21 protein-coding genes and 1 pseudogene are annotated in these 23,114 nt (G+C 33.0%); 17 read left to right on the forward strand and 5 right to left on the reverse strand.

All coding sequences use genetic code 11. The features are described from left to right. The first annotated feature begins 11 nt into the window (after positions 1 to 11). Positions 12 to 1,901, forward strand: a complete 1,890-nt coding sequence (ftsH, locus tag AAGD29_RS06620; RefSeq protein ID WP_341757548.1) for an ATP-dependent zinc metalloprotease FtsH — start codon at positions 12 to 14, stop codon at positions 1,899 to 1,901. An 81-nt stretch (positions 1,902 to 1,982) separates the two neighbouring features. After that, entirely contained in the window at positions 1,983 to 2,768 is a 786-nt protein-coding gene (locus tag AAGD29_RS06625; protein ID WP_341757549.1) for a succinate dehydrogenase iron-sulfur subunit, read from the forward strand. A gap of 506 nt (positions 2,769 to 3,274) precedes the next feature. On the opposite strand, the gene AAGD29_RS06630 is transcribed toward AAGD29_RS06625, so the two are convergent. From AAGD29_RS06630 to AAGD29_RS06645, 4 genes are all read right to left on the reverse strand, one after another. Beyond that, positions 3,275 to 4,039 (reverse strand): polysaccharide deacetylase family protein, encoded by a 765-nt coding sequence (locus AAGD29_RS06630; RefSeq protein ID WP_341757550.1) that lies wholly within the window; start codon positions 4,037 to 4,039, stop codon positions 3,275 to 3,277. Between the two features lie 179 nt (positions 4,040 to 4,218). After that, positions 4,219 to 5,082, reverse strand: coding sequence for a 16S rRNA (adenine(1518)-N(6)/adenine(1519)-N(6))-dimethyltransferase RsmA (gene rsmA, locus AAGD29_RS06635; protein WP_341758771.1), 864 nt, complete (start codon positions 5,080 to 5,082; stop codon positions 4,219 to 4,221). Further along, entirely contained in the window at positions 5,082 to 5,969 is an 888-nt protein-coding gene (locus AAGD29_RS06640; protein WP_341757551.1) for a SurA N-terminal domain-containing protein, read from the reverse strand. The genes rsmA and AAGD29_RS06640 overlap by 1 nt, the downstream gene beginning before the upstream one ends. 10 nt (positions 5,970 to 5,979) lie before the next feature. Next, a complete protein-coding gene (locus AAGD29_RS06645) occupies positions 5,980 to 8,118 on the reverse strand; it encodes an LPS-assembly protein LptD (RefSeq protein ID WP_341757552.1) in 2,139 nt (712 codons plus the stop codon). A gap of 475 nt (positions 8,119 to 8,593) precedes the next feature. On the opposite strand from AAGD29_RS06645, the gene AAGD29_RS06650 reads away from it, so the two are divergent. The 9 genes and pseudogenes from AAGD29_RS06650 (at position 8,594) to tyrS (ending at position 15,975) form a co-directional block, all read left to right on the forward strand. Continuing rightward, positions 8,594 to 9,025, forward strand: a complete 432-nt coding sequence (locus AAGD29_RS06650; protein WP_341757553.1) for an Rrf2 family transcriptional regulator — start codon at positions 8,594 to 8,596, stop codon at positions 9,023 to 9,025. A 256-nt stretch (positions 9,026 to 9,281) separates the two neighbouring features. Then, positions 9,282 to 10,445: a cysteine desulfurase family protein gene (locus tag AAGD29_RS06655; protein WP_341757554.1), complete on the forward strand. Its 1,164-nt coding sequence runs from the start codon at positions 9,282 to 9,284 to the stop codon at positions 10,443 to 10,445. Positions 10,446 to 10,556: 111 nt separating this feature from the next. Beyond that, on the forward strand, positions 10,557 to 11,813 hold the full coding sequence (locus tag AAGD29_RS06660; RefSeq protein ID WP_341757555.1) for an IscS subfamily cysteine desulfurase: 1,257 nt from the start codon (positions 10,557 to 10,559) through the stop codon (positions 11,811 to 11,813). A gap of 229 nt (positions 11,814 to 12,042) precedes the next feature. After that, positions 12,043 to 12,426 (forward strand): Fe-S cluster assembly scaffold IscU, encoded by a 384-nt coding sequence (iscU, locus tag AAGD29_RS06665; protein ID WP_341757556.1) that lies wholly within the window; start codon positions 12,043 to 12,045, stop codon positions 12,424 to 12,426. A gap of 4 nt (positions 12,427 to 12,430) precedes the next feature. Beyond that, positions 12,431 to 12,763, forward strand: a complete 333-nt coding sequence (locus tag AAGD29_RS06670; protein WP_341757557.1) for an iron-sulfur cluster assembly accessory protein — start codon at positions 12,431 to 12,433, stop codon at positions 12,761 to 12,763. Positions 12,764 to 12,832: 69 nt separating this feature from the next. Next, the gene (locus AAGD29_RS06675) at positions 12,833 to 13,069 is read left to right on the forward strand and encodes a hypothetical protein (protein ID WP_341757558.1); all 237 of its coding nucleotides are present in this window, start codon (positions 12,833 to 12,835) and stop codon (positions 13,067 to 13,069) included. Then, positions 13,066 to 13,359, forward strand: coding sequence for a type II toxin-antitoxin system mRNA interferase toxin, RelE/StbE family (locus tag AAGD29_RS06680; RefSeq protein WP_341757559.1), 294 nt, complete (start codon positions 13,066 to 13,068; stop codon positions 13,357 to 13,359). The genes AAGD29_RS06675 and AAGD29_RS06680 overlap by 4 nt, the downstream gene beginning before the upstream one ends. 364 nt (positions 13,360 to 13,723) lie before the next feature. Then, positions 13,724 to 14,719 (forward strand): annotated as a pseudogene (locus tag AAGD29_RS10315) (IS5 family transposase). 17 nt (positions 14,720 to 14,736) lie between these two features. After that, on the forward strand, positions 14,737 to 15,975 hold the full coding sequence (gene tyrS, locus AAGD29_RS06695) for a tyrosine--tRNA ligase (protein ID WP_341757560.1): 1,239 nt from the start codon (positions 14,737 to 14,739) through the stop codon (positions 15,973 to 15,975). 294 nt (positions 15,976 to 16,269) lie between these two features. Here the strand turns inward: tyrS and AAGD29_RS06705 are convergent, their stop codons facing one another. Further along, the gene (locus tag AAGD29_RS06705; protein WP_341757561.1) at positions 16,270 to 17,577 is read right to left on the reverse strand and encodes a nitrate/sulfonate/bicarbonate ABC transporter ATP-binding protein; all 1,308 of its coding nucleotides are present in this window, start codon (positions 17,575 to 17,577) and stop codon (positions 16,270 to 16,272) included. A 600-nt stretch (positions 17,578 to 18,177) separates the two neighbouring features. Here AAGD29_RS06705 and AAGD29_RS06710 point away from each other — a divergent pair. The 6 genes from AAGD29_RS06710 to nuoL all read left to right on the forward strand — a co-directional run bounded on the left by AAGD29_RS06710 (position 18,178) and on the right by nuoL (position 23,096). Continuing rightward, positions 18,178 to 18,819, forward strand: coding sequence for an exopolysaccharide biosynthesis protein (locus AAGD29_RS06710; RefSeq protein ID WP_341757562.1), 642 nt, complete (start codon positions 18,178 to 18,180; stop codon positions 18,817 to 18,819). 134 nt (positions 18,820 to 18,953) lie between these two features. Then, positions 18,954 to 19,670, forward strand: coding sequence for a phosphoribosylaminoimidazolesuccinocarboxamide synthase (locus AAGD29_RS06715; RefSeq protein ID WP_341757563.1), 717 nt, complete (start codon positions 18,954 to 18,956; stop codon positions 19,668 to 19,670). Between the two features lie 91 nt (positions 19,671 to 19,761). After that, positions 19,762 to 20,241, forward strand: a complete 480-nt coding sequence (gene nuoI / locus AAGD29_RS06720; RefSeq protein WP_341754835.1) for an NADH-quinone oxidoreductase subunit NuoI — start codon at positions 19,762 to 19,764, stop codon at positions 20,239 to 20,241. A gap of 2 nt (positions 20,242 to 20,243) precedes the next feature. Continuing rightward, a complete protein-coding gene (locus AAGD29_RS06725; RefSeq protein WP_341757564.1) occupies positions 20,244 to 20,858 on the forward strand; it encodes an NADH-quinone oxidoreductase subunit J in 615 nt (204 codons plus the stop codon). Then, positions 20,851 to 21,165 (forward strand): NADH-quinone oxidoreductase subunit NuoK, encoded by a 315-nt coding sequence (nuoK, locus tag AAGD29_RS06730; protein ID WP_341757565.1) that lies wholly within the window; start codon positions 20,851 to 20,853, stop codon positions 21,163 to 21,165. Before AAGD29_RS06725 ends, nuoK begins: the two co-directional genes overlap by 8 nt. Positions 21,166 to 21,170: 5 nt before the next feature. Then, on the forward strand, positions 21,171 to 23,096 hold the full coding sequence (gene nuoL / locus AAGD29_RS06735) for an NADH-quinone oxidoreductase subunit L (RefSeq protein WP_341757566.1): 1,926 nt from the start codon (positions 21,171 to 21,173) through the stop codon (positions 23,094 to 23,096). Positions 23,097 to 23,114 lie beyond the last annotated feature (18 nt).

Here is a 23,114-nt window from a genome sequence, read left to right on the forward strand (position 1 = left end):
GTGAGTAGTAGATGAATAATCAAAGTAAGAATGTTCTAATTTGGGTGTCGATTTTTGTTTTAATAGTACTTGTTTTTCATGCGTTTCAAAATGATGGTTTTATTGGAGGAAAAAGTAATATCGCTTTTTCAGACTTTTTAACCAAAATTGATGAAAAAGCAATAAGTTCTGTTAAAATTCAAGGTAGAATAATTGATGGAACTCTAAGTGATGGATCTTCTTTTTCGACTTATGCTGCTGACTATCCAGATCTAATAAATCGCCTAAATAGCAATTCGGTTCATATTGAAATAGTGCCACCTGATACAAAAATGAACTTGTTGTTTAACATATTTGTTTCGTGGTTTCCAATGATTCTTTTGATAGGTGGGTGGGTATTTTTCATGCGTCAAATGCAAGGTGGAGGAAAAGCCATGGGTTTTGGTAAATCTAAAGCTAAGCTAGTTTCAGATAAAGGCCCGAAAATTACTTTTAAAGATGTTGCTGGAATTAACGAAGCTAAAGAAGAATTAACTGAAATTGTTGATTTCCTTAGAGACCCAAGCAAATTCCAAAAACTTGGTGGTAAAATTCCAAAGGGATGTTTACTTATAGGATCACCTGGAACAGGTAAAACTCTCCTAGCAAAAGCTATAGCTGGCGAGGCAAATGTCCCATTCTTTAGTATCTCTGGCTCTGATTTTGTTGAAATGTTCGTTGGCGTTGGTGCTAGCCGTGTTCGTGATATGTTCGAACAAGGTAAACGCAATGCTCCTTGCATAATTTTTATTGACGAAATAGATGCAGTAGGTCGCCACAGAGGTATTGGTATGGGTGGTGGCAACGATGAACGTGAACAAACACTAAATCAAATGCTGGTCGAAATGGATGGGTTTGAGGATAATGAAGGGGTAGTTATTATTGCTGCAACTAACAGACCAGATGTATTGGATCCAGCGTTGCTAAGACCTGGGAGATTTGATCGCCAAATTACTGTTCCTAATCCAGATATTGATGGTAGAGAACAAATTTTACAAGTACATTTGAAGAAAATAAAATGTGCCTCAAATATAGTCGCTAGAATCATAGCTAGAGGAACTCCTGGATCTTCAGGAGCAGATCTTGCTAATCTTGTCAATGAATCTGCATTAATTGCTGCTCGCAAGGGTAAAAAAGAAGTAAGTATGGCAGATTTAGAAGAGGCAAAAGATAAAGTGTTAATGGGTGTAGAAAGACGTTCTATGGTTATGTCAGATGAGCAGAAAAAAATAACTGCTTATCATGAGGGAGGGCATGCATTGGTTGGGTTGTATTGTCCTGCTTCTGATCCAATTCACAAAGCAACTATTATTCCAAGGGGTAGGTCACTTGGAATGGTTATGCGACTTCCTGAAAATGATCGTTTTTCTATGCCACGTGATAAAATGGAAGCTGATATAGCGGTGGCAATGGCTGGCAGGGTAGCTGAGGAGCTTATTTTTGGCAGAGATAAAGTTACTTCTGGGGCTTCTTCAGATATTAAAATGGCAACCCAAATGGCTAGAGATATGGTAACGGACTGGGGGTTAAGTGATGCAATAGGACCAGTATATCATGGTTCGAGTAATGAAGATCTATATACTAGTGGTAGGGGAGCAGGTCATACTTCTGTACATACAGCAGAATTAGTTGATACAGAAGTGAGAAAAATTATTGAAAAAGGCTATGATTTTGCCAAAAATATATTAACTAAACATATTGATCAACTTCATTTATTAGCTAAAGTATTGATTGAACATGAGACGTTGTCCGGTCAGCAGATTAAAAACTTGCTTAGTGGTAGGTCTATGAATTCAGAAGAGGAAAATTTATTTCCAATAAAAAATGACCATGGTGGTACTGTAAAAGTTAAGAAACTAAATCAGAAAAGAACAGCAGGGTAATTTAAAAGTTGTGGCTACGGTAGAGAAGTGTGCTTTTAAATTGCTCTGAAATATAGTTAGAATTTTGGATAAGGAATAAACATGGCAGAACTTAGATTACCACCTAATTCTAAAGTCCGTAAAGGTACTATATATCAACATTCTGGAGAAGCGGTTAAGTTACGTAATATCAGAATTTATAGATATGACCCAGATTCTGAAGAAAATCCTAGAATTGATATTTATGAGTTAGATCTATGCAAGACAGGTCCAATGGTTCTAGATGCCTTAATTAAAATAAAAAATGAAATAGATTCTACCTTGACTTTTAGGCGTTCTTGTCGTGAAGGAATTTGCGGTAGCTGTGCGATGAATATAGATGGAACTAACACACTTGCCTGCATTAAGTCTATTGAAGAAATTCGTGGTGATGTCAAGATATATCCTCTACCGCACATGAAGGTAGTAAAAGATTTAGTACCTGATATGTCGCATTTCTATGCTCAATATGAATCAATAGAACCTTGGCTAAAAACTGACAGTCCGCCACCTTCCAATACTGAAAGATTGCAGTCTCTTAAGGATAGAGAAAAACTAGATGGTTTATATGAATGCATATTATGTGCGTGTTGTTCCACCTCTTGCCCAAGTTATTGGTGGAATGGTGATAAGTATTTAGGACCTGCGATTTTACTACAAGCCTATCGGTGGATTGCTGATTCTAGGGATGAATATACTGGAGAACGTTTAGATGCTTTAGAAGATCCATTTAAATTATATCGTTGTCATACGATTATGAACTGTACAAAAACTTGTCCGAAAGGTTTAAATCCAGCTAAAGCTATTGCAGAGATAAAAAGCCAAATAATAGAACGTCACGGAGTGTAAAGCGAATAGACAACCTAAGTTCAATATAGCATTAGTGTATCCTTGATGTTACTCCCGCGTAGGCATTGCCCGCATGGATCAAAAACGCCAACGTTAGTATGGTACTTACAGGATCAAAAACGAGGTCATTCCCGCGTAGGCGGGAATGACCTCTTTGATAGTTCATGCTACTACATACGTTAACTATTGATTGTGATTTTCAAATTACCCTAGAGCTAATCTTAATAAAATATACTTGTTATTAATATAACCTCAATTCGATGTAACAAGTTAATACTAGACCCAGTATCATCTCTATTGTGGGGGATGTCACCCCTGCGTAGGCAGGGGTCTAAAGAAGTAGCAAGGATTAAGTGCTTAAACATTTTTAGATCCCTGCCTTCGCAGGGATGACATCGAGCGTGCAGAGAATAATAATTATTCTTACATCGAACTGAGGTTAATATAAATTATTTGCTCACCATTTATTTTCTAATCCAATTCTTTAAAGCATTTATAGATAAAAATCACTCTACATGATAATTTTTAATAAAATCAAACTTATAATTTCTTTTATGTAAAAGATCAACTAACTGACTTAAATTTTCTTTGCCATTAAATTGGTCTTGAAACATTTCATCATGCATAAGTAAAATTAATTTATTAGGTAAGACAGTATCATTTCTGTTAAATTTATCTTCTATCTCTTGCACTAATGTATCTAAGGATTGAATTGGCTTGCCATGCTGATTATGTGTCCATTCTAAATCCCAGCCATATAGATAGAAGCCATTTTTATATATTCCATCATCATCTATTTTTTCTACTTTATCTTCTTCTTTTGAAATATATGGATCATCTTTACTTAGGTTAGGGAGACGGAATACATCTCTACCTGGTAGTCTAGTATTGATATGTGAACCAGTGAAACCAAAAACAGTATTATTTTTTTTAAGATCCTTAATTACATTCGGAAGATGATGATAAAAATTCCTATAGTGGTTATTAGCGTGAGTATAGCTGTGATTTCCTATTTCAATAAAAGGGTTTTTTTTAGCTAGATCAACAGCTTTCTTTAGTCTAGGACTCGAATTATCATAATGTAATCCTACCATGAACATGGTAATAGGAGTCTTTTTTTGGGTCATGACATTAATAACATTTTCTGTTCCTCCAAGAGGACCATCATCAGATGTTATATAAATTGTTTTATTTGTATCTGCACATAATGCATAAGGTAGATTTACTATAGCTACGAAACAATAGATTAGGAAGATTTTGGTTATTCTCATAAATATATACCTGAGATTATATGGTTAAACCCCAATTCGGGATAAGAATTAGTTAATTCTTATCCCGAATTGGCGTGTTAAGTAGGTTACTTTTACCGTAATGAATTGTATCATTACATTACCAAGTATACCAAAGTAAAAAATTGACAATTAACAATAAATATTTACTGGTAGTGATATTAATAGCGATGTAGTGGTTCATTTGAGTATAATTTTGCTAAAGACAAATAATCTTGTGGTGATAAATTTTCAGATCGAGAAGAATTATCAATCTTTAATTGAGATAACAAATCTTCTATGTACGGGGTTAGTTTCTTTAAAGATGATTTAATCATTTTACGACGTTCACTAAAGGCTAGTCTAGTAATTAGTTCAACTTTCCCAATTACTTCAGATGTTAATGGATTATCAAAAGGCACGAGTCTCACTATTGCAGAGTGGACTTTTGGTGCAGGGTAGAAAGCTTGCGGATTAACATCAAAGCATTTTTCGACTGAACAAAGTAACTGACATATTATTGATAATCTGCCATAAGATTTTGTCCCAACTTTACCACATATTCGCTCTACAACCTCTCTTTGCAGCATTAAAGTCATACTACTTATTAAGTATGATTTTTTTAACCATTTTATGACTAACTCTGTACCTATTTGATAAGGTAAATTTGAAATAATAGTTATTTTATCATGTGTTTTGTCATGACTTAAGGTTGATAGATCAAATTTAGAAGCATCTGAATGAATAATATGCAGATTAGGGTATAACTCTCTTATTTCCGTTAGTAACGGTATGCATCTAGCATCAGTTTCAACCACAGTTAAAGATTTAGGGTTGTGGGAAAGGATAGCTCTAGTGAGTCCGGCTGTACCAGGACCAACTTCTAATACAGAGTCATTTTCTTGGAGGTCGCTTACGCGAACTATTTTATCACATAGACTACTATCAAAAATGAAATTTTGACCATATTTCTTAATAGGAACAATACCATGTTGGCTGGCATGCTTGGCGATTGAAGGTAGTGTACTCGGATCATTCGAGTATATCACAAAGGTAGCATTATTTTGATATATGCTTTCTTACGCATATCCTCAAAGTATTTTTGGGCTTTTTGTGACATTTTTTTATTGGTCAGAAGATTTACTACATAATCATTTTCATCTAGAGTAACATTAACTATCTTTTTATTACACATTAAGATTAACTTAAACCCATCTTGCATCTCGAAAACACTACTTTTTTCTCCTGTATTTAAATCCTTGAGAATTGTTTGTAGCGTAGAATCTAGAGTACTTAAATTTTGATTGACTATCTCTAACGTAGAAAAATCTTTATATAAAGATTCTTTGATATCGTGACAATTTGTAAGGCGTTTTTGTAACCCATACATCTTTTGCAAAGTTTTATCCTGTTTATCTTTTGAAGTAAAGATTTGGACCGATATTTCTGCGTCTTTTGAATTAGTCGCTAATATTATAGCATCAACTTCTTTTGCACTAATAGCAACTGATCTGGAAATACTAGATAAAATATTCATTTTGATAATTTCAGCACCAATCTGAGATTTAAAACTATTAATATCTACAGATTTACTCTTCAAAAGTTGCATTAATTGTCCTTTTGCCATTTTATTACGTTGCTCAATAGTCTCTATAGACTCATTTAACTCACTATCAGAACTTTTTTTACCGTTTACAGACTGATAAAGCAGTAAATCATTAATCACGCTGTTAATTGCCATCCTGTCAAGTTGCTTATCTGTTTGAGAATCAGGATTGTTAATATTATTAAGTGCCATGATCATGTGTTTTCTAGCTAGAAATTCATGTAATGTAATTGGCTCATTATTAACTAATGCAACTATATTGGATAATTCTGCTTTCGCTATAGCTAGGTTAAAAACGATAGCAACTAAACAAAATAACTTCTTCATAATTTTAGACTCACATGTTTAATATTTTTAAACCTATAGAAATAGTAGGTATAGCAGAATTCTTTTTTATTCCCCTACTACCATCTACCATATAATTGTCTGAAAGTTTTCCAGCTATTCTAACACAATCATTCAAGTATGTCACTTGGATACTCTTAGAAAGAACATTTAGTTTGCTTTTTGGCCAATTTATTCTCATATCATAGGCAACTGACCAATTTTCTGTTAATTGATAAGTGAAATTGTAGTAAAATTGCCTTATTTTGTTATCAGTTAATTTATCTGTAAAATAATATTTCTGTAAATTTGAAATCTGAACCAATCCAGCAGTTAACTGAATTTTCTTAGAGTTAAGGCTTCCACCTAATTCATCTCTAATTGGATCAAAATTTCTACTTTTTCTAAATCTATAGAACAGCTCTATCTTATCAGCAAAACTACTAGCAATTCTACCAACATTTTCAATATTATTAATAGAGTTAGCATTAATAGCAGTGTTATAGGTTTGTCCTAGAAATAAACTTGTATAATTCTCTTCCGATAGTATAGAAGAATTAACCCCATAACTTAATCTATTGCCAAATTCATGATAATCTATACCACTATAGCGATTCGAATTGAATATATTATTTTCTGATAGTTCATATTTTGATGGATCAATAAAGGAAAATTTCTTATTAGAATTATGTCTACGTCCAATAGTTACGGATATAATTGGTTCTACAAACAGGCTAGTTTTATCAAAAATTGATCCAGCTAATGGGTAACGCCAAATATTTTGGATTTCAGGTGTATTTCTAGTTAGAACATGATTAGTCCTAGAATCATTTGGATATAGGTGATTAATAAAATATACATCTGATCTATTCCGTAAGGTAACGTTAAACAAATGACCTGCCTCGGTTAAAAAATTATTATCCACTGCTAGTTGTAATGCAACTCGACCTAGTTCCTTTCCACTTCTTTCTTTATAGATTAATGCATTATTCTCTACAACTAAGTTACTAGTTTCTTCGTCATTTAGAGGTATAACATTCTTGGTTCTAACCTTGGGGAAAATTAATGGATTCGTACTACTAGAATCATTTGTTCCCAACCCTTCAAAATATATTCCTTCCGTCAATAAGTAATTATAATTATTGACATGTTCTAAATATAACTTAGACATTAAATACGGAGTATAATTGTTATAGTAATTTTTTAAATAAGCTTTATCAGAAGTACGTTGTAACCTAAATCCGTATCTATAATCGTTTTTGGTAAAATTACCATTGCTTAATAGATAATATGAGTTCACCTTACGGTTTTTTATCGTTACATCACCATCTTTTATAGAGTATGGTACTTTACCATAATTAGCGTCTAAAGATATATAATCAGTTTTATTCGGTTTGTAACGAGCTTCTAGTTCAAAAATGTTATATATAATATTATGCTTTTGCCAAAAAATCCTAGGGGTTAGAGTAAAGTCTAGATTAGGTTTAGCTCTATAATATAGCGGTATTCCCAAAGCATTATCCCGTACTCTAGGTATCAATATTCCCGATTCTGCGGGAGCCTTAGGTGTTGGATGAGAAAAATATGGTATATACAAGATTGGTACACCATATACCTCAAAAAATAGGTGATTATAAACCATTTTATTCTTATTAAGATATATCTCAGTATTTTTTGCAGAAACTTGCCAAATAGGTTTTTGGTTACATAGTATTTTGCATGGAGTAAAGGTAGTATTATGCAGACGAAAAACATCTTCATTTACTCTTTCTGCTAATTTTGATACTAATAGTGTATTATCACCAAAATATAAAATAAAATCTGAGATTATCCCTGCCTTTAGTTTGTCTTTTAATATAACAAGATCTCCTAGAATAACTCTATTTTTCTGATCTTTAATTCTAATATCACCTTCAGCCCAAAGTTTATCTTGCCCTATATCATAAATCAAAGAATTAGCTGTTAGAAAGTAATTATCCAATATAACTTGAACATCACCTTTAGCATAAATAAGCTGTTCTTTTTGGTTATATTCAATATAATCCGCTGACATAAAGCTAAATTGTTTGTTCATCCCTTGCTTGTCAGCTATTGCAAAACCAAAAACCGATAACAAAGTAATAATAATCAATATATTGCAGAAAATTCGCATTAAAGATAACTTTTGAAGTGAGGGGGTATGTAAAATGCGGTCATTTAGTATATAGTACTATATACTAAATTTGATACATTTATACGATAATCCGACGTTAAATAGTAGTAATTTTTAAAATTAGGCTACAGGGCTTGTAAAGTAAAAGACATAACCTTCAATTTACTTTCTATATCATCTCTGATTACTGGATGTCATTCCCGCTGTGGCATTACCCGCATGGATCAAAAAGCCAACGTAAGTAATGGTACTTACAGAACCAAAAACGATGTCATTCCCGCCTACGCGGGAATGACATACTAGTGATCCAGGTGGGCAATGCCTTCCCGCTGTAGCTCGGATGACATCAGTAGTAGTTAAATTTAAGTTTATATCAATTATTGACTGCGACTTTATAAACCGCTATGATAAAATAATACTTGACTAAATTAGTAGGGTATTATATAATAATGCTATTATTAGTGGAGTTGTTTGTATGCAATTAACTACAAAGGGACGATATGCTGTAATGGCTATCTTAGAAATCGCATCGCAAATGTCGGATATGCCTGTTACCTTGGCAGAGATTTCGGCAAAACAAAATATACCGGTTAACTATTTGGAGCAAATTTTTGCAAAACTTAAGAAAGCTAATATAGTTAGATCAGCGAAAGGTCCAAAAGGTGGTTACATCATTAATGAAAAATTAAATAATATCAAGATTACTAATATTATTGATGCGGTAGATGAGAATATTGAAATGACAAGATGTTTAGGAAAATCTCAGAATAGTTGTGTACCTAATAAAGTAAAATGTAACGCTCATCATTTATGGTTAGGTTTAAGTAAGCATATAAGGAACTATTTTGACACCATCTCTGTAGCTGATATGCTAGCTGATACACTAGATAGCTCTAAAAGTTTTTGAAAATTATTTTAACTTATGTATTAGTGGACGAATAAATTATGTTATTATAACCTCAAATATCGATGTAACATTACCGTGTCCTCATATGTCATCCCTGCGAAAGCAGGGATCTAAAAATGTTCAACTGTCCTATTAGGTTACTTTTTTAGACTCCTGTTTTCGCAGGGGTGACATTGTTCGCAGTTGATGCTTAACAATATAACTTGTTACATCGAACTGAGGACACGGTAATGTTACATCGAATAGAGGTTATTATATGTTATATTTAGACCATAATTCTACTACTAACGTTCATCCTAAGGTTAAGGAGCTTATGAAGAATTTGCTTGAAGAAGCATATAATCCGTCTTCTATTCATACCAAAGGGCGTTATGCTAGGAATTTAGTAGAAACAGCTAGGGAGCAAGTTGCAAGATCTGTGGGCGTTGACATAAATTCTAGAGAATATCAGGTTATTTTTACTTCCTCTGGTACAGAAAGTAATAATTTGCTGATGAATAATTATTATGACGGAGAAATTTTTGTTTCTAGCATAGAACATTTATCGATCTTTGATCATGTTAAATATAGAAATAATATTAAAATTATTCGTGTCGATAGTGATGGCATTGTTGATGCTCAGCATTTAGGAGAACTACTATCGGTTAGTCATAGTAATAAAAAGCTCGTGTCTGTAATGCTAGCTAATAATGAAAGTGGTGTTGTACAAAATGTACAAGAGCTGGTTAAAATTGCCCAAAAATATGGGGCAGTATTTCATAGTGATTGTGTTCAGGCAGTTGGCAAAATATCGGTCAATATTAAAGAATTAGGAGTTGATTTTGCTACTATATCAAGTCATAAATTGGGAGGAGTACAGGGAAGTAGTGCGTTGATTGCTAAAGCAGAGCATACGCTTAAAGCAATGATGATTGGTGGAGGGCAAGAGAGAAACATCCGCTCAGGTACAGAAAATGTACTAGCGATTGCTTCGTTCGGGCTTGTGTCATCAATAGCGACTACAGAGATAGAAGATAGATACAAAAAAATGAAGAAATTACAGACATATTTGGAGCAAAATTTGTGCAACTATAAAAATGTTAAAATAGTGTCGAAAGATGTTGAAAGATTACCAAATACCACGTTGATAATCGTACCGAACACTGATGCACAAACCAAATTGATAGCTTTTGATTTACGGGGTATAGCAGTTAGTTCCGGTTCTGCCTGTTCATCAGGGAAAGTTGGTAAGTCACATGTTTTATCGAATATGGGGTTTAGTACGGATGATACTAGGTCTTCGATTAGAGTCAGCTTTGATTATCAACAAACTAACCAAGATATTGTAACGTTTATTAAAGCATTTGAAGAAATATACGCTTCTAACTTAAACGTCATTGCGAGGAACTACTTTAGTAGCGACGAAGCAATCCATATCTAATTTTCTTGGATTGCTTCGTCGCAGAAAAGCTACTTCCTCGCAATGACGTATAACCCTTCTAGGTACAGGGATGATCTTAAAAATCACAGGAACGCTAAAAGAGTAACTAGTATGGATGAATTAGAAAAATTAAGACAAAAAGTAAAATTAAGTGGTAAATCACTACCAATTTATATGGATTATCAAGCGACAACTCCTATAGATCCAAGGGTCTTGGAATGTATGCTACCATATTTTACCACTAAATTTGGTAATCCGCATTCTAGGAGTCATTCCTTTGGTTGGGAAGCTGAAGAAGCTGTGGAGTTGTCGAGAAAAGAAGTAGCTAGGCTTATTGGAGCAGATCCTAAAGAGATTATTTTTACTTCTGGTGCTACTGAATCTAATAATTTAGCTATTAAAGGAATTGCTAAATTTTATGGTAATAAAAAAAATCATATAGTGACGGTGGTAAGTGAACATAAATGCGTTTTAGATGCTTGTAGACATTTAGAAGATGAAGGATTTAAGGTAACATATTTGCCAATTCAGCCAAGTGGTTTGATTGATTTAGAAATATTGAAAAATGCCATAACAGATCAAACTATACTGGTATCGGTGATGGCTGTAAATAATGAGATTGGTGTTATCCAACCAATTAAAGAAATTGGCAAAATTTGTCGTGAACGAGGAGTATTCTTTCACTCAGATATTGCCCAAGGATACGGCAAAATTCCAATAGATGTTAATGATTGTAATATTGATCTTGCAAGTATTTCTGGGCATAAAATTTATGCTCCCAAAGGTATTGGTGCTTTATATGTAAGGAAAAAACCTAGGGTACGATTAGTGCCGATTTTAAATGGTGGTGGGCAGGAAAGAGGTATGCGTTCTGGAACTCTACCAACTCCTTTAATTGTTGGGCTTGGCAAAGCTGCTGAAATAGCTCTGCTTGAGATGCAAAAAGATGCTAAGCATGTAGAAGAGCTTTTTGATAGGTTTTATGATAATCTTACTAAAGAAATTGCCGACGTTTATCTAAATGGTGCTAGGCATGATAGATATAAGGGGAATCTAAATCTAAGTTTTGCTTATGTGGAAGGTGAGTCTATGATACTAGCTATTAAAGACTTAGCCGTTTCGTCCGGTTCTGCTTGTACATCATCTTCGCTTGAACCATCATATGTGCTAAAAGCTATGGGTGTTGATGAAGAAATGGCACATACCTCTATTAGGTTTGGTATTGGTAGATTTACTACTAGAGAAGAAATCGATTATGCTGCAGCGTTAATAGCGTCAAAAATTAACAAGTTAAGAGAATTAAGCCCTCTTTGGGAGATGGTGCAAGAGGGGGTTAACTTAAAGCAAATCAAGTGGGCGGTACACTAACAAATCCTAATTGTCTATTAGTGACAAGTTGCTTTGCGGTTTGACCATCATTGTGAGGAGCTACTTTAATGGTGACGAAGCAATTCTGTTTTGTGTTAACCTTGTAAATCTTGTGTCATCCCTGCGTAGGCAGGGATCTAGATTCCCGCCTACGCGGGAATGACAAGAGGTGCGAGAATGACACTAAAGATTGTTAGAAGAAGTAATAATTATTAATATAGGAAATAAAATGGCATATAGTCTAAAAGTGCTGGATCACTATGAAAATCCTCGTAATGTAGGGTCATTAGATAAAAATGATGCATATGTTGGAACAGGTCTTGTCGGAGCTCCTGCATGCGGTGATGTAATGAAGCTACAAATTAAAGTTAGTGAAGATGGAATTATTACAGATGCCAAATTTAAAACTTTTGGTTGTGGTTCTGCTATTGCTTCAAGTTCTTTAGTAACAGAATGGGTTAAGGGTAAATCTATTAATGAGGCTGGTAGTATAAAAAATACTGAAATAGCCAAAGAACTATCTTTACCGCCAGTAAAACTCCATTGCTCTTTATTGGCAGAAGATGCAATAAAAGCTGCAATAGCTGATTATAAAACTAAAAAATTGCAGTAGACTTATGAAAAATATTATGTCATTGACTGATGCAGCAGCTAGGCAAATAAAGCTATTGATAGACAAACGTAATAAACCATCTTTTGGTATTAGGGTTGGGGTAAAATCTGGTGGCTGTTCTGGTCTATCTTATTACGTAGAATATGCGGATGACAAGAATAAGTTTGATGAGGTGATAGAAGATAAAGGTGTACGAATATTAATCGATCCAAAAGCTCTGATGTATATTCTAGCAAGTGAAATGGATTATGTAGAAAACAAGTTTAAATCCGGGTTTACTTTTAATAACCCAAACGAAAAAGGTAGTTGTGGGTGTGGAAAGTCGTTTAATATATAAGAAAATATTTCTGTTTTTATAATTTACTGATATACTTACTTAAGTAGCTACTAAATAATGAGTACGAAAATGACAAGGCTAAGTATCGATATTCCTAATGAACTACATCAGTTCTTAAAAATTCACACTGCGTACAGAAAAGATACAATAATGAATTTTGTAAGAGAAGCTATATATATTAGAATACATCAAGAAAAGAAATTAAACGAAGAATCTGTTAAAACATTAAAAGAATCAAGTGAAGGCTTAAATATAAATATATATCCATCTTATGAAGAAATGTACAAAAAACTAAACTTGATATGATTATACAAAGTGCTACTAGACGATTTGAGAAAGAATTATCTATAATGCACAAACGTGGTAAAAACATTATAAAATTAGTAGAAACAACTGATTTGTTGGTAAAAAATATTAATGAAGGTGTAGAACATCATTTGTTATTACCTACCAAATATTGTTTACACAAAATTGTAAATATGAATAATATTTGGAATTGTCATATAGAACCTGACTGGATATTACTTTACTACTTAAACGATGAAGTATTAAGACCACAACTGTCGAAAGTTAGAAGAGGAAGGGGTTTTAAATAGGGTAACGTCATTGCGAGGAAGACCGTAGGTCGACGAAGCAATCCAAAAAAGTAACCATAAGTGGATTGCTTCGTCGGCTTACGCCTTCTCGCAATGACAGCGGTTATAAGCCGACAACTTTTAAACTGTCATTATGACTTCTAAAACCGCTTCCTCTTCTAACTTTCGACAGCTGTGGTATTAAGACTAGAACGTACGGGAACACACAGCGATATCTTTAAATGATGATTTAACTGGTATAGTGACTCTGTTGGTAAAATATTTAGGAAACATCATGCAATTATTAGATTTCGTTAATAGGCTTCTTTCGAAACTAGACAATGATGTAGAATGGTGTTATAAATATCTGATTTGAAGTAATAATATGAAATTCGATCAGATTAAAGAGTTAGAGGATGAAAAATTTCGTCGATTAACAGGAGTAAAGAAGGGAACATTCTCAAAGATGGTGGATATTTTGAGGCAAGCTGATGGTCTTAAGAAATCAAAAGGTGGGCGTAAAAATAAGCTCAATTTGGAGGAACAGTTGCTGATGGTCTTAGAATACCTTAGAGAATACCGTACTTATTTCCATATAGGTCAGAACTATGGGATTAGTGAAAGTTCAGCATATAAAGCTGTTAAATGGGTAGAAGACACCCTAGTTAAACACCCAAACTTTGCTCTTCCAGGTCGTAAAGCTCTAATGAAGAGTGATATGAATTATGAAGTAGTCTTGATTGATGCTACTGAGAGTCCTATAGAAAGACCCAAAAAAAACAAAAATTCTATTATTCAGGAAAGAAGAAAAGGCATACACTAAAAACTCAAATAGTGGTAGACAAGAAAACACACCAAGTAATATGTACAGATTTTTCTAACGGTAAAAAACATGACTTTAGATTATTTAAGGAATCCAAAATTCTTATCCATCCTAAGGTTAAAGCGATTACTGATACAGGATATCAAGGTATACTGCTCGTAAATGAAGAGTTGGTAGACGAAGATCAAAATCAACAAGTGCTAGGAGTGTCCAAGCCGAGGAGCACAGCGTACATTAGTACGTGAGCACCGCAGGTCTTGGACAACAACAACGCAATTGTTGATTTTCATCGAGTATATACAAAAAATTCACAATAATTCTGAATTACCAAAGAAAAAAAGCAAGAAAAATCCTTTAACTAAAAATGATAAAAAGAATAATCGTAGGTTAGCAGGAGAAAGAGTTCTAAATGAAAACGTTATTGGTATGCTAAAACGGTTCAAAATTATTGCTGACAAATATCGAAATAGACGTAAAAGATTTGGTCTTAGATTTAATTTGATCTCTGGCATTTATAATTTTGAACTACGTCAACCAGTTTCGAAAGAGGTCTATTAAAAAAATTAGTTTTAAAAATGTTTATTAAAAATTTTGATAGTAAAGGTTTTCTATATCAATGTACTGATTTAGAAAAACTAACAGAGCTAATGAAAAACAGCAAAATCTCTGCTTATATTGGTTTTGATTGTACAGCACAATCTTTACATGTAGGTAGTCTGATGCAAATTATGATACTGCGTTTATTGCAACAATATGGTCATAAGCCAATAGTACTTCTAGGAGGGGCAACTAGTAAAATTGGTGATCCTACCGGTAAAGATGAGGCAAGGAAACCTTTAACAAAAGAAGAAATTGCCAAAAATGCTGAAGGTATAAAAAAATCATTATCAAAATTTATTAAATTTGGTACTGGGGAAAATGATGCAATATTAGTTGATAATTCAAATTGGCTAGAATCGTTAAATTACTTATATTTTCTTCGCAATTTTGGTAGTTTTTTTTCTGTGAATCGTATGTTATCTATGGACTCTGTAAAATTACGTTTAGAGAGAGAGCAACATATGAGTTTCTTAGAATTTAATTATATGTTGCTACAAGCCTACGATTTTTATCATTTAAATAAACTATATGGTTGTTCTTTACAAATAGGTGGCAGTGATCAGTGGGGTAATATAGTAATGGGCGTTGATTTTACAAGGAAACTAACAGGTAATGAAGTCTTTGGTATGACTACGCCCTTACTAACAACTGCTTCTGGCAACAAAATGGGCAAGTCTATTGGTGGAGCTGTGTGGCTAAATGAGGATATGTTAAGCCCGTACGATTATTATCAATATTGGCGGAATTGTGAAGATCAAGATGTGGTCAAGTTCGCGAAATTATATAGTGAGTTAGGAGAAGATGAAATGCAAGAGTTTATCTTACTTAGTGCCTCTGATATTAATAGTGCCAAAAAGCAATTAGCCTTTAATTTAACCAAACTTTGTCATGGTGAAGAGGCAGCTATAACAGCTTTAGAAACAGCTAGCAAGGTTTTTGAACAAGGAGAAATTGACACAAATTTACCAACTATTTATGTAGGGCAGGGGAGGTTAGCTCTAGGTATTCCAGCATATGAATTACTTTATGAAGCAGGTCTTGCTAAATCAAAATCCGAAGGGCGTCGGTTGATTAGAGGGGCTGGAGCAAAAATCAATAATCAATTAATCCAAGACGAAAACATGGTTATTGACTTGACCTTTATGCAGGATAACCAGCTTATTAAGATCTCTGCAGGTAAGAAAAAACATGTGTTGATCAGGTTGATACAATAGTGAGCTAAAAAATAGATATCTTTCGAAACTCTACTTCTGCTGGTAATTTATTCGTACTCCCGGTACTCTGCTTCTCACGCACATCATCATCTGCTGCGGTTCTGCGTTCCGTGGCTTCTTTAAATTCTTCAGCATAAGCGAATTATGCAAGAAGTCTAGTAGTAAAAACAACCCCTGCGAAAGTAGCTTCCTATTACCCACATCTCTAGATTTGTGGGACGTAGGTAACTTCAAAGTATAAAGTATTAAAAAGATTAATAGTTACTAAATAATACGATGTATACAATTCGACTTTCAAGCTGTTGGATTATCTAAGCTAAAAACCTTTTTATTATCATCATAGGAGAAGATTTCTGCATATCTTCCTAAACCTATTATAGACTTTAAAGTTATAGTGGCATCTTCACTAGATAATGTATCCTCAAGCTGTGTCTTAAAACGCGAAAGAGGTGCTTTATGATCTAAACGTTGATGTAAAATTTCACAGATGTAGGATGCAAGAGGAATATTGTCAAGTAAATGCTGAGCAAGCATTTTTTTTCTATCTTCTAAACTACTTGTGAAAAAAAGCTTGCCATGTTTATTTAATTTTATACTCTCAGAAGTAACATTAGCAAAATTTAATATTTGTAAAGCTCCAACAATATGTAAAATTTCCTCCATATTGTTAATGTGAAAAATCTTAGATAATTCTGATAAATTTGCAGAACCTTTATATGGCAATGCAGAAAGTGCCTCAATGCTACCGATCAGTTCAGTTACCGACAAATGAATTTTTTGATCGATGTTGCCAACAATAGATTTCTGTTTATTACTAACAGGCAAAGGTGGTTTTTCATAGGCTGATACCATGAGAGCATAAATTTTATCTACCACAGTACGAAATTCCATACTTTGAACATCACGTGAACGAGGGAGGGTAATTGCTAATTCTGATACAATACGCCCAGGATTAGATGAAAGTATTAACACTTTGTCAGCCATAGTTACTGCTTCTTCAATCGAATGAGTCACCAGTACCACCGACTGCATTTGAGTTTTTCCACTACTCCACAGATCAAGAAAATCATTCTTTAAGGTATTAGCCGTTAGAACATCAAGAGCGGAAAAAGCTTCATCCATAAGTAAAATTTCTGGTCTGAGAACTAATGCTCTAGCAAAACCTACTCGTTGCTTCATACCACCTGATAATTCTTTTGGGTATGCTGACTCAAAACCATCAAGTCCTATCATATCTATGGCCTCTAATGCACGCTTGCGACGTTCATATTCAGAAATATTGAAACTTTTTAAACCTAGCTCAACATTCTCAAAAACAGTCAACCATGGAAAAAGTGCAAATGTTTGGAAAATCATACTAATATCGCAACGATCACGAAAAGCAGGTTTTTTATTTAGTATTACTTTACCTTTAACTGGTTTTGCAAAACCTGCGATAATTCTTAGTAATGTTGATTTTCCAGATCCAGATTTTCCCAGTATCGCAACTATCTCATTAGGTTTTAGTTTTAGAGTAACATTATCTAGTATCTTTTGTGTACTATGATCATCTTTTGTAAAACTTTGTGTAATTGATACTAATTCAAGTAAATTATTATTCATAGGTCTTACTCTTTTTGTAAAATAGTCAACTTATTTGCTGCAGTATATGCAGGGTAATTTAAAAGTTACAATCGTTAGTTGTTATAGATACAAGTTTAACCACTACCGATGTCATCCCTGCTTCGGTGCGGGATCTATATTACTTAATAGTCTTTCAGGCTTATTTTTTTTAGATTCCCGCCGTTGCTAAGAATGACATTGAGTACATATTAAGCACTTTTTCCTTTATCTATTAGCCTTGCAGCCCGACTTTTAAATTACCCTGAGTATATGTAAGGTGAAATAGTTAGTTTTTTACATAAATTATCTATAGAGTCATTATTTTTGCTGTATAAAATCTTCAGATAACTTTAACAAAGCATTTAAATTAAAGCCAGTTCAATATAAGAATTAATAATTCTTATATCGAACTGAGGTTAACTAATGATAATAAAGTAAATATTCTTTGCTAAATCCATTACAATTGTGCTACATTCCGTAGTGGATTTCTTAATTACTATAAAATCGTAATTTTGAGATAACCTAACGAACGTAAGAGAATTATTAATTATTTTCTAATAATCTAAAATATAGTATAATTTACAAGAAAATTAAGTAAAAATGTTTAACATTGCATCAAAAGATAAACAACTAGATAGAACTAAAGTATCTAGTGTTTTTTATAAATTAGGACAAAAAGAAAAAAAAGAAAAGACTAGAATTAGTGAGTTATTAGTTGATTTTCATGAAAATGGTCTTCTATTAATGATACTTTTTTTTGCAATACCAGTTGCAATTCCGCTGCCGTATCCTCCAGGTTTTACTACTATAGTAGGGATTCCTTTGATGATTCTATCTATGCAGATGTTGCTTGGCTTTAGACAAGTTTCTTTACCATCCAAAATTAATAACTATCAAATTAGCAATGGTATACTTATTAATATAAGTGACAAAATTGTACCAAAGATTAAATTTGTGGAAAAATATATACGACCAAGATTTAGTTTCGCAGCCTCTATATATTGTGAACAATTTATTGGTTTAATATCGCTGATTTGCTCTATTGCCATATCAATACCTTTACCTCTAACTAACGCCATACCTGCACTGGGCATTACAATAATGGCATTAGGTCTTTTAAACCGAGATGGATTAACTATAGTTCTTGGATTTATTACCTCTATAGTTGGACTTATTATAGCTTTTATAGCAATCGCTGCTAGCTGGATTAGCATTAAATATTTATTTAATCTATTCTTCTGATATAATAAATATTAAATTTGTGCAAAAGGTGAAAGCCACTATTATAGAACCTTTTGCACTCATTATTAAATAATTTCCTACTTCAAGAGTTGTGAAAACAACTCTTGAAGTAGGAGAAGTATATTATTTTTCAAATGAAACAAAAGTTATATCAAGGATCAAGTAAAGCTCTTTATCAGTCACAAGAAGATTTTGCTTTTATTATGGCCTTTACTGACAAAATTACTTTAGAAAACGGAGAGATTTTTGATATTTCGGGTAAAGGGGTGCTGAATAATAATATTTCGTCCTTCATAATGAGCAAACTTGATATGGTAGGAATAGATAACCATCTAATTGAAAAAATTAATATGCGTGAGCAATTAATACAATCTGTAGATATTTTCCCCGTTCAAATATTGGTTTCTACAGTAGCTTGCGGTAGGTTTGTAAAAGAATTCTCTATGGAAGAAGGATACGTATTTGATCATCCAATTATCGATTTTAGAGTTAGAAGTAGTGAGTTAAAGCATCCTATAATTAATGAACACCAAATACTAAATTTTGGTTGGTTAAGTAAACAAGAAATTGATGAAGTAAAACATAAAGCCATAAGAACATACGATTTTTTAAGTGGATTATTTACAGGTATTGGTATAAGGCTTGTTGAATGCAAACTAGAATTTGGCAGAGTGTTTAATGGTGAGGAATTTATGGTAATGTTGGCTGATGAAATTAGCCCTGATAATTGTCGTTTATGGAATATGAATAATAATGAGAAACTTGGAGCAGAAATGATTGCCAGTGATCCAGAAAAAGCTCTGAAATCTTATCAGGCAATAGCTGATTTATTAAAAGATAGAACTTTATAAGTATTAGTATACCTAAAACCTTCTCTAGGAAGAAAAAATAAATTGTAAACATGCTTAGTGCTACAAATTTTTGGTGTATAATAAAATGAAAATAATTAGTTACCTGAAGTCTTTTTTTTTATTTGAAATAATCTCAGGGCTTAGTCTAACTTTGAAGTATTTCTTCAAACCTAAAGTAACTATAAATTATCCCTATGAGAAGGGAAGGATAAGCCCAAGATTTAAAGGTGAACATGCATTAAGGCGTTACGCCAATGGTGAGGAACGTTGTATTGCTTGTAAGCTTTGTGAAGCAATTTGTCCGGCTCAAGCTATTATTATTGAAGCAGAAGAAAGAGAAGATGGTAGTAGGCGTACCACTAGGTACGATATTGATATGACTAAATGCATTTATTGTGGTTTATGTCAGGAGGCTTGTCCAGTTGATGCTATAGTGGAAGGTCCTAATTTTGAATTTGCTACTATTACCCATGAAGAATTGCTTTATGACAAAGAAAAATTGCTGAAAAATGGTGATATGTGGGAACAAGAATTAGCAATTAAGTTACATGATGATTATAAATATAGATAATTATGGAGATATTTTTTTATTTATTTGCGGGGTTAATGGTTATAAGTAGTTGTTTGGTAGTCATGAGTAAAAACCCTGTTTATTCTGTCTTATGGTTGATCTTTACTTTCTGTAACGGTTCGGGGCTAATGATTTTGCTAGGAGCAGAATTTTTAGCAATGATATTGATTGTTATATATGTTGGGGCAGTAGCAGTATTATTTTTGTTTGTTATAATGATGTTGAATATTCGTTTTACCGATGTTATTGTGCAATTTAAAAGAAACTTATTTATAAGTATTGCTGTTGCACTTATTATGTTTGCTGATCTTGTCCTGATAATTTGGTTAGGTACTAAAAATATAATTTTAGATAATAGCCAATTTGAGATAAAATCAGATGTCACTAATACTCATGCTATTGGGAAAATACTATATACCGATTATATTTTACCTTTTCAAGTTTCGGGTATTATCCTGTTTGTGGCGATGATATCTTGTATTACCTTAACTATTCGGCATCGTAGCGGAGTTAAAAGACAGGATATTGCTAAGCAGCATGCTAAAAATAAAGATAATTCCATATTAATGGTCAAACCACATTTAAATGAGGGAATAGAAGGACTCAAATATGATTAGTACTATTACTTTGGAACATTATTTAACTTTGTCGGCCCTCATTTTTAGTATAGGGATGGTTGGTTTGTTTATGCATCGTAAAAATGTCATAACAATTCTTATGTCGATTGAATTGATGCTGCTGGCTGTAAACATCAATTTTGTGGCATTCTCTACTTATGCACATGAGATATCTGGACAAATTTTTAGTATAATAATTTTAACAATAGCAGCTGCCGAGACCACAATAGGGCTTGCAATATTACTAGTTTATTTTAGAAATAAAGGCTCAATAGAAGTGGGTGATATAAATCAGATGAAGGGCTAATTGATATGATAGCTTCGGCAGCAACACTTACAGTAATGTTACCTTTAATCTCTGGTATCATCAATGGTCTGTTTTGTCAGTGTTTTAGCAAAAAACAAGCAACTTTCATTGCTACTATTGCTATAAGTTTATCGGCATTATTATCTATGTTTATATTTTACAATGTGGGCATAAACAAAGCCATTATTCATATAATTTTAGCAAAATGGCTAGAAGTTGGTAACATGAAAGTAAGTTGGGCGATTTACGTCGATCAGCTAACTGCTATTATGTTTATAGTGGTTACTTGGATTTCAGCTGTTGTACATATTTATTCTCTTGGCTATATGGCAGATGATGATGGATTACCTAAATTTCTAGCATTTTTATCATTATTCACTTTCTTCATGCTAGCTTTGGTATCAGCAGATAATTTTTTACAATTATTTTTTGGTTGGGAAGGTGTTGGCCTATGTTCATATTTGTTAATTGGTTTTTGGTATCAGAAAGAAGCAGCGAATAAAGCAGCAATTAAAGCCTTTATAGTCAATAGGGTAGGAGATTTTGCTTTTATACTTGGGATTATTACCATTATTGTTTATTTTGGTGTAGTTGATTTTGCTAGTGTATTTGGTAAAGCAAAGTCATTATCTAATATACAATTAAGTATATTAGGTTTTAAAGCAACAATAATTGATATTGTATGTTTGCTATTATTCTTGGGCTGCATGGGCAAATCGGCTCAAATTGGCTTGCATATATGGCTACCAGATGCTATGGAAGGTCCAACTCCAGTTTCAGCACTTATTCACGCTGCAACTATGGTAACAGCTGGGGTCTTTTTAGTAGCTAGATGTTCTTATTTATTTGAATATAGTATAGGGGTATTGCACTTTATTGCCATTATTGGTGCTATTACATGTATATTTGCCGCAAGTATTGCCATAGTTCAAGATGATATAAAAAAAATTATTGCCTATTCTACTTGTAGCCAACTTGGTTATATGTTTCTTGCTTGTGGTGTATCAGCTTATAATGCTGGTATTTTTCATTTAGTCACCCATGCATTTTTTAAAGCTTTATTATTTTTATCAGCTGGTAGTGTAATTCACGCTTGTCACGAGCAAAATATTTTTAAGATTGGTGGTTTGAAAGATAAGATGCCTATTACTTATTGTAATTTTTTAATTGGATCACTGGCTCTCATAGGTATTTATCCTTTAGCAGGATTTTATTCAAAAGATGCTATTTTAGAGCTAGCATATAGTAGCGGTGGTATCGGTACTATCGTGTTTATTCTTGGAATTCTTGCTGCAGTTCTGACTGCCATTTATTCTATGAAAATTATCTTATTAGTATTTCATGGAAAAACTAGATTAACTATTGATATCAATCATGTCCATGAATCACCCAATATCATGAATGGACCACTTAGTCTTTTAGTAGCAGGTAGTTTTTTTGCAGGGATGATAGGTTATTATATATTGTCTCTTGACAAACCGAATGGTTATTTCCTTGATAGTATATTTAATATTCATATTTACCAAATACTAGCAATTCATCCTCCTCTTTATATAAAATTATTACCAATGCTTTTGGGACTAATAGGTATTGTTTTGGGGATTTATTTTTATAGAAGCATCAAAGAAAAAATAAAAATAGGATTTATAGAAAAGCTGTTGGTACATAAATATTATTTTGATGAGGTTTATGACCTTGTGATAGTAAGATTAGTAACTAACTTAAGTAAGTTATGCAATTTGATGGATCAAAGAGTGATAGATAGATTTGGTCCAAATAGCTTTGCCAAAACGGTAAATTACTTTGGTTTTTTGGTGAGTAGATCGCAGACAGGTTACGTATTTAATTATACTTTATATATAGTTTTATGTATAGTTGTTTATATTACTTTCTTTATAATAGGAATATTGCGAACTGATTCTTTTTGGTAAGTTTGAAGGAAGGATAAC

Source organism: Candidatus Tisiphia endosymbiont of Ditula angustiorana, from assembly GCF_964026425.1.
Lineage (GTDB): Bacteria > Pseudomonadota > Alphaproteobacteria > Rickettsiales > Rickettsiaceae > Tisiphia.